Origin of the sequence: Roseibium sp. SCP15, assembly GCF_040329435.1 — a bacterium.
GTDB lineage: Bacteria > Pseudomonadota > Alphaproteobacteria > Rhizobiales > Stappiaceae > Roseibium.
In genome coordinates this window covers 331,644-345,061 of the sequence record NZ_JBDZYI010000004.1, presented here as the reverse complement: position 1 = coordinate 345,061, position 13,418 = coordinate 331,644, and the positions used below count along the sequence as shown (strand labels likewise).

Below are 13,418 nucleotides of genomic sequence, written 5' to 3'. Positions count from 1 at the left end.
GAACCATGATTCTTTACGGAACCAACCCGATTGCCTGGTCGAACGACGACGACCAAACACTCGGTGCCGAAATCCCGCTCGAATCCTGCCTCCGGGAAACTGCCGAAATCGGCTTTGACGGCATCGAAAAGGGTCACAAGTTCCCGACCGAACCGAGCGCACTCAAAGGCGTTCTGGACCCTTACGGCCTTAAATTTGTTTCCGGCTGGCATTCCCTGAACCTTCTGGCGCACTCGGTTGAAGACGAGAAGAAATCGATCCAGCCGCATCTGGATCTTCTGAAGGCCATGGGCTGCAAGGTTTGCATTACCTGTGAGACCTCCAACGCCATTCACGGCAATGACGGTGAAGCGGTCAACAACCGCCCGAAACTTGCCGACGGCGAATGGAGTGATTTCGGCTCGAAAGTCGAGGAGATCGCCAAATACTGCGAAGAACAGGGCATTACACTCGTCTACCACCACCACATGGGCACTGTTGTCGAGAGCGAAGCTGAAATCGACCGGTTCATGGAAGTGACCGGCCCGGTAACCAAACTGCTGCTCGACACCGGCCACACCTATTTCGGTGGCGGCGATCCGAATGCAGTTGCTCAAAAGCACATGGCCCGGGTCGCTCACATTCACGCCAAGAATGTCCGCCCGGACATCATGAAGCAGGTTCGCGACGAAAATCTTTCTTTCCTGGAAGGCGTCCGCCGCGGTGTGTTCACCGTTCCCGGTGATGCTGATGGCGCAGTTGAATTCGAGCCGGTCCTGAAGATTGCCGCTGATCACGGCTATGAGGGCTGGCTTGTGATTGAAGCCGAACAGGATCCTGCTGTACGTAATCCGTTCAAGTACCAGTCCATGGGCCTGAAAGCTCTGAAAGAATTTGCCAGGGCGGCAGGTCTGGACAAAGCTCAGGGAGCCGCATGATGGCAGAACTTCTCGTCAAGCCGTCCGGGACATCCGGCAAGGTTCACGACATCACTCCGGAAAGCGCCAACTGGGGCTATGTCGGCTTTGGTCTTTACCATCTGAAGGCCGGTGAAACCGCATCGGAAGAAACGGGCGACACCGAAGTCATTCTGGTGCTGGTCGAAGGCAAGGCGGAAATCTCCGGAGCCGGCGAAGATTTCGGTGAGCTCGGCGACCGGATGAGTGTCTTTGAACGCAAGAAACCGCATTGCGTCTACCTGCCGAACGGCACCAGCTGGTCCGCCAAGGCGACAACCGACTGCGTACTGGCTGTCTGCACGGCTCCGGGCAAGGGCAACTACAAGGCCCGCGTAATCACCGACATCGATGTCGTGGAGCGCGGCAAGGGCGCCAACACCCGCTACATCCACCCGATTGCGATGGAAGAGAGCGATATCGCCGACAGCCTTCTGGTGACCGAGGTCTTCACGCCGCAGGGCAACTGGTCGTCCTATCCGCCACATCGGCACGATGAGGACAACTTCCCGGACATGACCTATCTGGAAGAAACCTACTATCACCGTCTGAACCCGAAACAGGGTTTCGGTTTCCAGCGCGTCTTCACCGAAGACGGAGAACTGGACGAGACCATGGCTGTTTCCGACGGTGACGTTGTTCTGGTGCCAAAGGGGCACCATCCCTGCGGTGCTCCCTATGGCTACGAGATGTACTATCTCAACGTCATGGCAGGTCCGATGCGCAAATGGCGCTTCCAGAACCACCCGGACCATGACTGGATCGCTCAGCGCGACGCCGGATAAGGCAGTTCCTAAAACCAAAGGGCGCTTAAAAGCGCCCTTTTTTGTTGTAGCGTTTCAGCTTTCTCGTTCAGGCCGGTTCTAAACTGTCGACCAGGGCTCCGCGGTGCTGGATTACATTTCCGGCCAACCGGGCACCGGCGTCGACACTCGCAGGCAGATCGCCGCTTGTCAGGAATTCTGCGAGGAAAGCGGCATTATAGCTGTCTCCTGCCGCAGTGGTGTCAACGATGTTCCGGACCGGATCGGGTTGAAAGGCGTGCCGCTCGCTCTTTGTTGCGAACACCACCTCTTCCGGACCATTTTTCACGACCACCGTGGCTGCTCCTGCCGCCAGATAGCGGTCAGCGCTGACCTGTGCATTCGCGTCGCCAAAATGGGCCAGCTCGTCTTCAAAGGACGGCATGACGAAGTCACACAGTCCCGCTGCTTCGGTCACACAAGCCCGCATGGTGTCAGCATCCTCCCATAAGCGAGGACGCAAGTTCGGATCAAAGGCGGTTTTCGCCCCTGCTGAACGTGCCGTGCGAAGGGCTTGCAAGAAGGCCTTGCGGTCATCTGCGGGCAAGATGGCCAAGGTGATGCCGCTGAAATAGATCAGCCCTGCGCCGGACATCACCATTTCCAGGTGAACTGTATCTGACGCCAGTTGCCGCGCTGCCGATTGCGAACGCCAGTAGGCGAAGCTGCGTTCACCATCTTTCAGCTGGATCATGTAAAGGCCAACGGTCCGATCCTCCAACTTGCGAACGGACCCGGTGTCGATATTCGACCGGTTCAGGAACTCAAGCATCTGGTCTGAAACCTGATCCTGGCCAACCGCGGTAAAATAACTGACGTTCCAATCGGCAGGCAGGTGCTTGCGCGCGTACCAGGCTGTGTTCAGCGTGTCCCCGGCAAACCCCATTGAAAATGTACCCTCGCCGGTCGGAGCCATCTCGACCATGCACTCGCCAATTGCCAGAAATGTCTTTGACACGAAAAATCCTCCACGGCAGCGGCGCTTCGATTGTCGCCATCTTTTGCCAATTTAATCGATTTAAATCGACTTAACATGAACACCGGCCAATTCAAATGGCAATCTCCGCACGTGTCAGGCGGAAGCCCGCACGACGGGCACGGTCCCCCGGCAAAACCGGCAGATTCACTTGATCCCGGCGCGCATGAAACTTTGCACAAACTGACGTTGAAAGAGAAGAAAGGCAATCAGAAGTGGCCCTGAGGTCATCAGCGTGGCTGCGTTGATCACCGACCATTCGATGCCGCTGTCGATTGCAGAGAAGATACTGAGACCGACGGTGACCGGCCTTGTATCAACCGAATTGGTCACAATCAGCGGCCACAGGAAGTTGTTCCAGTGATGGCTGACCGAAACCAGGCCATAGGCCAGATAGGTTGGCTTGGCCAGCGGGATATAAACCTTCCAGAGCACGCCGAGGAACGACGATCCTTCGATCCGCGCCGCTTCATCCAGTTCCTTCGGGATGGTCATGAAAGTCTGGCGCAGGAGGAAAATGCCGAAGCCGGATGCAATGTAGGGCAAGGCGATAGCCGGGATGGTGTCCACCAGATGCAGAAGGCGCATGGTCTGATAATTTTCGACCATCAGAATGTCCGGCATCACCAGGAGCTGCAGGAGAACCAACGCGAAAAGCACGTTCCGACCCGGAAACGTAAAACGCGCAAAGGCGTAGGCAGCCAGCGTGCACAGGAAGAACTGTCCTGCAAGGATCAACGTGACCAGCACAAATGTGTTCAGGAAGTACCGGGCAAACGGTGCTGCCTCCCACGCCTTGGCGAAATTCTCCAGCGTCAGCGGTGCGAGCAGCTCGAACCTTGCTTCATAGGCAGCGGGATGAAACGCGGTCCAGATCGCATAGGTAAGCGGCAACACCCAGAGAAGTGCGAGCGCCCAGGCAGCGAGCGTGTTCAACACCCGATCGAGAATGTCAGCGGTGCCGGTCATTTGTAATGCACCTTGCGGTCGAAGAAGAAGAACTGGCCGATGGCAAGCAGAGACAGCAGCACCAGCAACGCCACGGTGAGCGTCGCGCCATAGGCCGTTTCCCAGAAGCGGAAGGCAACCTCATAGATGTAGAACAGCAGCAAAGCCGAGGCATTGTCGGGCCCGCCATCCGTCAGGATGAAGATATGGTCCACCAGACGGAAGGAATTGATCACGGCATTCACGCAGACAAACAGCGTCGTCGGCATGAGCAAGGGAAAGGTGATCCGCCAGAATATGGTCCAGCGTCCCGCCCCTTCTATCTGGGCAGCTTCTTTCAACGACACCGGAATAGCCTGTAGCGCCGCCAGGTAGAAGATCATGAAGAATCCTGCTTCCTTCCAGACAGTCACGACGATAATCGCATTCAGCGCGGTGTCCGGGTTGCCGAGATAGTTGCTGGCAGGCCAGCCGAACAAAAAGCCCGTGATCTGGTCGAACAGCCCGAAGCCGGGCGTATAGAAGAACATCCAGATATTGGCGACAGCGATCAGTGGCAGCACGGTGGGCGTGAAATAGGCCATGCGGACAAAACTGCGCCCGGCGAGCTTTTCGTTGACCCAGAGCGCCATGACGATCGCCAGGGCAATTGAAACCGGGATTGTCCCAAGCGCGAACCAAAGATTGTTCCACAGCACCTTCCAGAATACCGGGTCATCCAGCATGCGTTCGTAGTTGCCAAGGCCAAGAAATTTTGCGGGCCGGCGGCCACGAGGAGTTGAGAAGAAGCTGTTCAGAAAAGTCGTGATCGCCGGAATGTGGGTGAAGGCGAACAGAAACACCATTGCCGGCAGAAGAAGCAACCAGCCGTAGATCCATTCGCGTTTGATATTGGGGCCCCGCATTGGCGTCACGATCCGAAATGTCAGAAGAGGAAAAACGGAGCGCCGGACAATAAGTCCGCCGCTCCATGTCAGGTGGGAATTAGCGATACTCGGCCAGAATCGCGTCAGCTTGCGCCTGAGCTTCCTTCAGCGCCGTTGCCGGGTCTTTCTTGCCGGTAATGGCTGCCGCCAGAGCATCGTTGAAGATGCCGGTAACGCGCTGGTTCTGGTAAGTGGAAAGCTCTGCCTTGGCGAACTCGAGCTGATCACGGGCAACCAGGGCCGGGGCGAAGTCGGCCGTGTAAGCCTTCATCGTTTCGGTTTCCCAGGTTTCCGCACGCGGAGCGACATACCCGGTGGCAATGGTCCACTTTGCGGACTGTTCCGGCGCAGTGATCCACTGGACGAATTTCACCGCTGCCTTGGTTTGCTCTTCCGAAGCGCCCTTGAACAGATAGAAATTGCCACCGCCTGTCGGGGCACCGCGCTGAACGTTGGCCGGCAGCATGGCGACACCGAAATCGAACGGAGCATTGTTGCGAACGTTGGTCAGGTTGCCGGTGGAGGTCCACATCATCGCTGTCTGGCCTTCGAAGAAGGCTTTCGGTGTTGCGCCCCACTCGATGATGCCCGGTGCCATCACTTCGTATTTGGTGCTCAGGTCAACAAGGTACTGCAGCGCTTCGACGACTTTCGGATCGTCGAAATGGGTCTTGTTGCCATCGGCATTTGCGAGAATGGCACCATTTTCAATGGCGAGACCCTGGAACAGCCAGTAAGGAAACCCGGAAGACGGAATGCGAACACCCCATTGGGTGACGTTGCCGCTGGCGTCCTTCTTGGTCAGCTTCTTGCCGAATTCGACCATTTCATCCCAGGTCTGCGGAGCAACGTCCGGATTCAGGCCTGCTTCCTTGAAAGCTTCCTTGTTCCAGTAGAGAACCGGCGTGGAACGCTGGAACGGAATGCCGTAGGTCTTGCCGCCGGTTTGGCTGTTTTCCATGAATGCCGGGTAGAAACCGTCGATCCAGGCCTTGTCTTCCTGAGTGGAAAGATAGTCGTCGAAGGGAACGATCAGATCTTCGTCGATGAGGGTGAACATGTCGACGGAAAGGATAACGGAAAGCTGCGGCGGGTTTCCGCCACGCGAAGCGGTGATCGCCTTTGCAACAGTATCCTGGTAGGACCCGGCGTAAACGGCGTCGATTTTCACATCCGGGTTCTGTGCAGCATAGGCGTCTGTCAGTTCCTGGATGGTCTCGGCTGCCTTACCGCCAACAGCGACCGGGAAATAAAATTGCAGATCAACAGCCTGAGCGGATGCCCAGGTGCTGAAGGATAGGGCCGTTGCAGCAACGGCCTTCAGGAAAGTGGACTTCAACATCAGTTTACTTCCTAAGGTTTGAACATCCGCAATACTGCGGTCGGTCTACGCGGGCCCACGCAGTTGGTCAGGAGCGCAATTGCGCTCCAATTTCTGAAACAAGATCGTCCCTCCGCATGCCGGTGTCGGCATCGAAGACATGCAACGCCTGAGGTTCGAACCCCAGGTCGATGGACTGGCCGGGCGCGACGGACTTTCCTGTCGGCAGCCGGACCTGAAATTGAGTGTCGGCCAGAACGCAGTCGGCCAGAATGTCCGCTCCCAGATATTCCAGTGCACGGATAGAAGCGGTCACTGGTCCGCCTTGCTGCAGATGCATCGCTTCAGGCCTGATGCCGAGCTGATGGCCGGGAGCCGAAGCCAATCTTGCAAATGCACTGGCGGGAAAAAGGTTCATCGGCGGCGTGCCGATAAAGCGGGCTGCAAAGGGGCTTGCAGGCTTTTCGTAAAGATCGCGCGGAGCCGCCGCCTGCACCAGCTGTCCCTTGTTCAGGAGCACGACCTGGTCGGCCATGGTGATGGCTTCCACCTGATCGTGGGTCACGTAAACCATGGTGAAGCCGAGTTGTTGCTGCAACGAGCGGATCTCGATCCTCATTTCGTGGCGCAACTTGGCATCGAGATTCGACAACGGTTCATCCATGAGGCAGATCGGCTTTTCGCCGATGATCGCCCGTCCCAAGGCGACACGTTGCTGCTGTCCACCGGAAAGCTGACCCGGCTTTCGATCAAGCAGCTGCGACAGTCCGAGTAGCTCCGCGACTTTCCTCAGCCTCTGATCGCGATCCGTCCTGCCAACCCGGCGTACTTTCAATCCGAAAATGATGTTTTCCGCGACGCTCAGATGGGGAAACAGCGCATAGGACTGAAACACCATCGACAGGTCGCGCTTTGAACACGGCTTGCCGGTCACATCTTCGTTGCCGATCACGATATTGCCGCTGCTCACGTCCTCTAGTCCGGCAATCATCCGCAGCGTTGTCGACTTGCCGCATCCCGATGGCCCCAGCAAAGCCGTGAACGAGCCCGCGGGAATGTCGACTGACAGATTGTCTACAGCTCTGGTGTCACCCCAGACGCGTGAAACACCGTCCAGGCGAATGGTCTTGCCGGAGCTGGAGAGCATGCCGCCGGTCATTATGACCGCCCTCCGTCTCCGGCAACATGAACCTGAGTGTTGGTGCCCTCCAGGCTGGTCAGGATCGAAGGCGGTACAGGCCGGTCGGTGAAGATGGCATCGACATCGCTCAGTTTGCCGCCACGCACATGCGCACTTCGACCGAACTTGCTGTGATCAAGAACGAGATAGGATTTCCGGCAGTTCGCCAGTATTGACTGCCGTGCCGCGACCTCGTCTTCATGAAAGTCCAGCAGCGTTCCGTCTTCATCGACACCGGCCACACCGAAAATGCCGATATCCACCTTGTAGTTGGAGAAAAACGCCTGCGCCGCCGACCCCAGGATGTCGCGATCTCCATGGCGCAAGCGTCCACCGGCGATGGTTACCTGGTAGGATGGATTGATCGATGCCGTGAAAGCGACATTGAGGTTGTTGGTGAAGATCGCCAACTTCTCGTGCGCCGTCAGCGCCTGCATGACGATTTCCGGTGTCGTTCCAATCGAAAAGGCCAGAGACTGATTGTTGTCGATCTCGTTGGCGACCAGAGTCGCAATCAGTTGCTTCTCGGGAAGGTTCAGGATCTGCCGAGTGGAATAATGAATGTTGGAAGCAGGCGCCGGTGGCTCGACACCGCCATGCGTGCGCCGAAGGATCCCCATTTCACAAAGGCCGTTGACGTCACGGCGGATTGTCTGGGTCGTTACTTCAAAACGATCCGCCAGTTCCTCGACCGACGCGAATCCGGATTTCTGGACCAGATCAGCGATTTCGGCCTGTCGTTTCGAAATATCTATTTGTCCAAGCATGTGTTTATGACCCGACACGATTTACCTTGCTCCAGGCGATATTGATTGCTCACAGCCCGAAACAGCTTTGTGTTGACTCGAAAAGGTTCAACTTCGAAGCCTGATAAAACATTTTCATATGAACCTTATTCGACGCTCATATGAAAATGATATGACAGTTTTTGAATTTGGGAATGCCAAATCGCGTCGCAACGCCGACAAAATCAAAAGATTATAAAATCACACGAACAACCCCTACGGGAATTTGCATGGGATTCCACATGCGTCGACAACTTTGCCAGTTAAGTTGTCTCGTCCAGTGAAACCATCATTGTGTTCGCTGCAGTCTATCTGCAGTCGAGCGACGGATCTCGTCTCAGCGATGAAGTGTACGAGGCAATCTCAAAGCGTGAACGCCTTGACGACAGTTTCAGGGAAGCGCTACCACGCAGGACATCCACACTGAACGACACCCGTGCCCATTCCGCTTCTGCCAAAAAAAAGCCACCCCGCCTGGGCAGGGTGGCCGCATTCTCAGACTGATCACACCTCACCGATAAAGGAACGATTTGCCCTCACCATCAAAGAGATGCAGCTTGTCCGAAGCTGCCGTCATGCGAACTGTGGTGTGCTTTTCAATCTTGTTGATACCAGGCAGCTTGGCGATCAGGGACGGGTCGCCATTCTCGGCCTTGAAATAGAGAACCGTTGTCTCCCCAAGAGCTTCGACGATCTCCACTTCCGCTGAAACGAGGTAGTCATCGCTCTCGGTGACCGTGAGATCCTCAGGCCGCACTCCAAGCTTGACCGCCGTGCCAAGATCGCTCTCGCGGGATGCAATCGGTACGTCCGCATGACCACCATCGGCCATTTGAACGGAAGTTTGAGCGCCTGTTGCCGTAACCTTGGCCTCGATCAGGTTCATGGCCGGAGAGCCGATGAACTGGGCGACAAAAGTATTTGCCGGGCGTTCATAAAGGTCCAGCGGTTTTCCGAATTGCTCCACGTCACCGCCATGAAGCACGACAATCCGGCTGGCCAGCGTCATGGCTTCCACCTGATCATGCGTGACGTAGATCATGGTGCTTTCCGGCATGCTTTCCTTCAGCTGCGCAATTTCGATCCGCGTTGCAACACGCAAGGCAGCATCCAGATTGGAAAGCGGCTCATCGAACAGGAAGACCTTCGGGTCTCGTACAATGGCCCTGCCAATGGCAACACGCTGGCGTTGACCACCTGACAGCGCCTTCGGCAATCGATCGAGCAAATGCGTCAGCTGAAGCGTTTCCGCCGCACTTCTGACGGCTTTGTCGATCTCGTCTTTTGACTTGTGCGCAAGTCTGAGCGCGAAGGCCATGTTGTCATAAACCGTCATGTGCGGATAAAGCGCGTAGGACTGGAAGACCATTGCAATTCCGCGCTGCGCCGGCGGCACATCGTTTACCACGGTGCCATCGATCTCGAGCGTGCCGCCTGTGATTTTTTCCAGGCCGGCAATCATGCGCAAAAGCGTTGACTTTCCGCAGCCCGAGGGCCCGACGAAAACGATCAGCTCGCCCTCTTCGATTTCCAGGTCGATGTTCCGCAGAACCTCAACCGGACCATAGGACTTGCTGACATCCTTAAGGGACAACGAAGTCATGCGGGCTGCTCCCCAATGTTTATTCTGTTCATGTTATTTGACCGATCCGGCAAGCAGGCCACGCACCAGATACCTCTGCATTGCAAAGAAGACGAAGAGAGGCACGGCAATGGAAACGAAAGCGGCCGTGGCCAGAATTTCCCAGTTGCCACCACGGGTTCCCAACAGTTCAACGATCTGGTTGGTCATCACGGTGGTCGAGCCGGTGGCGTCGATCAGGAACACCTTCGCCACCAGCAGATCGTTCCAGGTCCAAAGGAACTGGAAAATCGCAAAGGAAGCGAGGGCAGGAAAACTCAGCGGCAGGATGATACGCGTGAAGATCTGAAAATCCGTCGCCCCATCCACCTTGGCGTTCTCGATGATGTCCCTGGGCAGCCCCACCATGTAATTCCTGAGAAGATAGACCGCGAGCGGCATGCCGAATGCGGTGTGGGCGAGCCAGACCCCAAGATACCCCTTGCCGATACCGATCCCCAAATGCAGGCGCAAAAGCGGAATAAGCGCCAATTGAAGGGGGACGACCAGCAGGGCAACAACAGCTGCGATGAGCAACGCTCGGCCGGGAAACTCCATCCACGCCAGCGCGTAGGCCGCAAAGGCTGCAACGACGATCGGAATGATCGTTGCCGGGATCGTCACCGTCAGTGTGTTGAAGAACGCCTTGGCCATGTTGTCCTGGCCGGTGCCGGAAAACAGGATCGTCTTGTAATTGTCTGACGTGAATTCGGGCGGCACTGTCGCGGTGACGAAAATTCTTTGGCCGCGTCCTGAAAGCTGCTTGTCGTTGCCACGCCAGACATAGCTGCCATCCGGCTGCAACGTCACGGTTTCACCGTCTTTCATTTCGGCTGTGTCGCCGGCTTGGAATGCGGCGACATTTCTGGACGAAACACCCCAGGCTCGAATCTCCCTTGGCGCATCCTCAAAAATGTTCCCCGTGACGACAAAACCGTCGCCATCGGCAACCCTGTTGTCGTCCGGATCGGCAGCCCGGTAGACCTTGTTCTGCTCCGAAGGCGTCAGCGCCGCCCACCAGCCTGAACTTGAAATCTGGTCTGCCGTTCGGAACGACGAGACAAAAAGGCCGACTGTTGGAAACAGCCACAACACCACGAGCAATGCGACGGAGATTTGCACGGCCCAGGTCAGAGCGGATTTATGTCCAGCAATGCCACCCATCAGCGCATCTCCTTCCGGGCGTTATAGACGTTCCAGACAAGGATCGGAGTGACCAGCAACATGATGATGATCGCGCTTGCGGAGCCGACGCCCCAATCGTTTGCGCGGAAAAGCTTGTCATACATGTAGTTGGCCAGAACCTGTGTTTCCCACTGTCCGTTGGTCATGGCAAACACGATGTCGAACACTTTCAGCACCGTCAGCGTGATTGTCGTCCAGACCACGACAATGGTTCCCATGATCTGTGGCACCTTGATCTTGAAGAAGATCTGGAACGGGTTGGCTCCGTCGACAATCGCGGCTTCAACCGTTTCTTCCGGTATGCCGCGCAATGCAGCTGACAGGATCACCATGGCAAAACCCGTCTGGATCCAGATCAGCACGACCATAAGAAGAAAATTGTTCCAAAGCGGAATGGTCAACCAGGTCTGAGGTTCGCCATAAGGCAACTCGGTGAACCAGATGCCAACCACAGAGCTGACGGAGATCCAGATCAGCCACAAGCCACCCAGGGCGACAACAAGGCGCAAGGGCATCATCCAGATCGAACGGTCTTTACCCGTTGCAACAAGATCCCGGACGAACATCCAGACCACGTAGGCCACGACCCCGGCGAATGCCAAGAGGAGCAAGGTGGGAACGATCTGCAATGAAAAGATAGAGCCAATCCCGCCATCAAACCTGAGCCATACCGCGTTCAGAACGCCAATCTGGTTCTGGTCTTCCGGGCGGGTGTCATAAATCAGCTTGAAGATGACGGAAGCACCAACAAAGGAAATTGCCATCGGCATGAAGATCAGGGACTTTGCGAGATTCCCCCATCTGATCCGGTCGGTCAGCTGAGCGACGAGCAACCCGAATGCAGTCGACGCTGCCGGCACGACAATCAGCCAGAGCATGTTGTTACGCACCGCTTCCCAGAACTTCGCCTCGTTCATCATCTGCCGATAATTGTCGAAGCCGACAAACGCACCGCCCTGCGCTCGGTCCGTCAGCGACAGGCGCAGTGTTTCAAACACCGGATAGGCGAGATACAGCGTAAGTGCGAAAAGTGCAGGAAACAGGAATAGCCACGGCCGGACCATATTGGCCCGATTGATGTTCTTGCCCGCATTCGGCCCTTTCGCCGGAAACAGGACTTTGTCGAGAAACTGGTTGGATAAGTAGTAATATCCGAGACACGCCCCCACACCGACGACGATCGTCACGAGGCCCAGGACTGCCGGGTTCTCCATCAGCACGGCCGTTCCCTCCCACTTGTATTTTATGGGGCACTCCCGGTCGTCCGGGAGCAGCCAGATTTGAGGAATTTGAAAGCCTGGAGGTGTCCAGGTTCAAGCAAAGACGGCCGGTCGCGTTTGGCGAACCGGCCTTTTAGGCTTTACTTGAGAGCGTCCCAGCTTTTCTGGATCTCGGCAGCCACTTCGCCGGCGTCCTTGCCGCCTGCATAGTCGACCATGCCGGTCCAGAAGGTACCTGCACCGACACCACCCGGCATCAGGTCGGAACCGTCAAAGCGGAAGGTCGTGGCATTGACGAGGATTTCGCCCTGACCACGCAGCGTGTCGTTCAGGTAAGCTTCCGGATTCACACCCTTGTGCGGTGTCAAGAAGCCGGTCTGGGCCATCATCACTTCGTGTGCGATCGGCAGCTTGAAGAATTCCATCAGCGCGGTTGTCGCATCGGACGGGCTGGTGATCGCCATCAGAGTGCCGCCACCCAGAACCGGGTTGCCGAGATCCTTTTCGGCATAGGCCGGAAGGTAGAAGAAGTCGACATCGGTGCCGAATTCAACGCCGTCCGGGAAGAACGCCGGAACAAAGGAGGCCTGACGGTGCATGTAGCACTGCGGCGGTGAAGAGAAGAGGCCTTTCGGACTGTCGCGGAAGTCAGTGGAGGCAACGGCACCGGAACCACCGGCAACCTTGGCATCGTCGCGCGCAAACCAGCCGAACTCTTCGATCGCGCCGATAACGCGCGGATCGTCAAACGCGATTTCGTTGGTCACCCACTGGTCGTAGACTTCTGCCGGTTGCGTACGCAGCATCATGTCCTCGACCCAGTCGGTCGCGGGCCAGCCGGTCGCGGCACCCGATCCCAGACCGATGCACCACGGCGTTTCACCGTCAGCAACGATCTGCTCGGTCAAAGCCTTGAGGTCTTCCATGGATTCCGGCACTTCATAGCCGGCATCCTCGAAGTTTTCAGGCACGTACCAGACGAGGCTCTTGACGTTGACATTGTAGAAGAAGCCGTAAAGCTGGTCGTTGCCGTCGGCATCCTTGTAGGTACCCAGATTGACCCAGCTGTCGCCAGCGCCGTAATTGTCGGCAACCCAGCCCCCCATGCTTTCCGGAAGCGGCTTAAGAAGACCACGTGCAGCCATGTCGGCAGCAAGGCCCGGCTGCGGGAAGACCGCAATGTTCGGGGCAGCGCCGGCTTCGGCATCAATAACGATCTGCTGCTCGAACGAGTCGGAACCGGTGTAGATCACTTCAGCGCCGGTCGCTTCGGAAAAATAGGCCACAACATTGCGGAAGTAACCGTCTTCCGGCTGAAGCCAGGGACCGGCAATGGTAACGGTCTGACCGCTGAGGTCAGGCGCGGACTTTGCCCATTCGTTGTAGCTGTCCCAGTTGAACGGCCCCTCGCCCGGAGCAAATTTCAAGTCGGCAGCAGAAGCGGTGCCGAAGCTCATGGCAGCGCCAATAACCAATCCTGCCGTGCAGGCCAATAAACGTGATTTCATGTCTATCCTC

12 protein-coding genes are annotated in these 13,418 nt (G+C 56.7%); 2 read left to right on the top strand and 10 right to left on the bottom strand.

The features are described 5' to 3' along the window. The first annotated feature begins 5 nt into the window (after positions 1-5). Entirely contained in the window at positions 6-917 is a 912-nt protein-coding gene (gene iolE, locus ABLO27_RS21475; protein ID WP_353035565.1) for a myo-inosose-2 dehydratase, read from the top strand. After that, positions 917-1,720, top strand: a complete 804-nt coding sequence (gene iolB, locus ABLO27_RS21470) for a 5-deoxy-glucuronate isomerase (protein WP_353035563.1) — start codon at positions 917-919, stop codon at positions 1,718-1,720. The genes iolE and iolB overlap by 1 nt, the downstream gene beginning before the upstream one ends. A 67-nt stretch (positions 1,721-1,787) precedes the next feature. Here the strand turns inward: iolB and ABLO27_RS21465 are convergent, their stop codons facing one another. From ABLO27_RS21465 to ABLO27_RS21420, 10 genes are all read right to left on the bottom strand, one after another. Next, entirely contained in the window at positions 1,788-2,696 is a 909-nt protein-coding gene (locus ABLO27_RS21465) for a sugar kinase (protein WP_353035561.1), read from the bottom strand. A gap of 165 nt (positions 2,697-2,861) precedes the next feature. Further along, positions 2,862-3,683, bottom strand: coding sequence for a carbohydrate ABC transporter permease (locus tag ABLO27_RS21460; RefSeq protein WP_353035559.1), 822 nt, complete (start codon positions 3,681-3,683; stop codon positions 2,862-2,864). Further along, entirely contained in the window at positions 3,680-4,567 is an 888-nt protein-coding gene (locus tag ABLO27_RS21455) for a carbohydrate ABC transporter permease (protein WP_353035557.1), read from the bottom strand. The genes ABLO27_RS21460 and ABLO27_RS21455 overlap by 4 nt, the downstream gene beginning before the upstream one ends. 79 nt (positions 4,568-4,646) lie before the next feature. Continuing rightward, on the bottom strand, positions 4,647-5,930 hold the full coding sequence (locus ABLO27_RS21450) for an ABC transporter substrate-binding protein (protein WP_353035555.1): 1,284 nt from the start codon (positions 5,928-5,930) through the stop codon (positions 4,647-4,649). Between the two features lie 67 nt (positions 5,931-5,997). Then, on the bottom strand, positions 5,998-7,068 hold the full coding sequence (locus tag ABLO27_RS21445; protein ID WP_353035553.1) for an ABC transporter ATP-binding protein: 1,071 nt from the start codon (positions 7,066-7,068) through the stop codon (positions 5,998-6,000). Then, positions 7,068-7,856: a DeoR/GlpR family DNA-binding transcription regulator gene (locus ABLO27_RS21440; RefSeq protein WP_353035551.1), complete on the bottom strand. Its 789-nt coding sequence runs from the start codon at positions 7,854-7,856 to the stop codon at positions 7,068-7,070. The genes ABLO27_RS21445 and ABLO27_RS21440 overlap by 1 nt, the downstream gene beginning before the upstream one ends. 529 nt (positions 7,857-8,385) lie before the next feature. Continuing rightward, entirely contained in the window at positions 8,386-9,477 is a 1,092-nt protein-coding gene (locus tag ABLO27_RS21435; RefSeq protein ID WP_353035550.1) for an ABC transporter ATP-binding protein, read from the bottom strand. Between the two features lie 33 nt (positions 9,478-9,510). Further along, positions 9,511-10,659: a carbohydrate ABC transporter permease gene (locus ABLO27_RS21430; RefSeq protein WP_353035549.1), complete on the bottom strand. Its 1,149-nt coding sequence runs from the start codon at positions 10,657-10,659 to the stop codon at positions 9,511-9,513. Beyond that, positions 10,659-11,900 carry a carbohydrate ABC transporter permease gene (locus tag ABLO27_RS21425; RefSeq protein ID WP_353035547.1) on the bottom strand — a complete coding sequence of 414 codons (1,242 nt, stop codon included), beginning with the start codon at positions 11,898-11,900 and terminating at the stop codon, positions 10,659-10,661. Before ABLO27_RS21425 ends, ABLO27_RS21430 begins: the two co-directional genes overlap by 1 nt. 140 nt (positions 11,901-12,040) lie before the next feature. Continuing rightward, positions 12,041-13,408 (bottom strand): ABC transporter substrate-binding protein, encoded by a 1,368-nt coding sequence (locus ABLO27_RS21420; protein WP_353035545.1) that lies wholly within the window; start codon positions 13,406-13,408, stop codon positions 12,041-12,043. Positions 13,409-13,418 lie beyond the last annotated feature (10 nt).

Coding starts and splice junctions, on each gene's coding strand:
- iolE (WP_353035565.1), top strand. CDS start 6: ATGATTCTTTACGGAACCAACCCGATTGCCTGGTCGAACGACGACGAC.
- iolB (WP_353035563.1), top strand. CDS start 917: ATGGCAGAACTTCTCGTCAAGCCGTCCGGGACATCCGGCAAGGTTCAC.
- ABLO27_RS21460 (WP_353035559.1), bottom strand. CDS start 3,683: ATGACCGGCACCGCTGACATTCTCGATCGGGTGTTGAACACGCTCGCT.
- ABLO27_RS21455 (WP_353035557.1), bottom strand. CDS start 4,567: ATGCGGGGCCCCAATATCAAACGCGAATGGATCTACGGCTGGTTGCTT.
- ABLO27_RS21450 (WP_353035555.1), bottom strand. CDS start 5,930: ATGTTGAAGTCCACTTTCCTGAAGGCCGTTGCTGCAACGGCCCTATCC.
- ABLO27_RS21445 (WP_353035553.1), bottom strand. CDS start 7,068: ATGACCGGCGGCATGCTCTCCAGCTCCGGCAAGACCATTCGCCTGGAC.
- ABLO27_RS21440 (WP_353035551.1), bottom strand. CDS start 7,856: ATGCTTGGACAAATAGATATTTCGAAACGACAGGCCGAAATCGCTGAT.
- ABLO27_RS21435 (WP_353035550.1), bottom strand. CDS start 9,477: ATGACTTCGTTGTCCCTTAAGGATGTCAGCAAGTCCTATGGTCCGGTT.
- ABLO27_RS21430 (WP_353035549.1), bottom strand. CDS start 10,659: ATGGGTGGCATTGCTGGACATAAATCCGCTCTGACCTGGGCCGTGCAA.
- ABLO27_RS21420 (WP_353035545.1), bottom strand. CDS start 13,408: ATGAAATCACGTTTATTGGCCTGCACGGCAGGATTGGTTATTGGCGCT.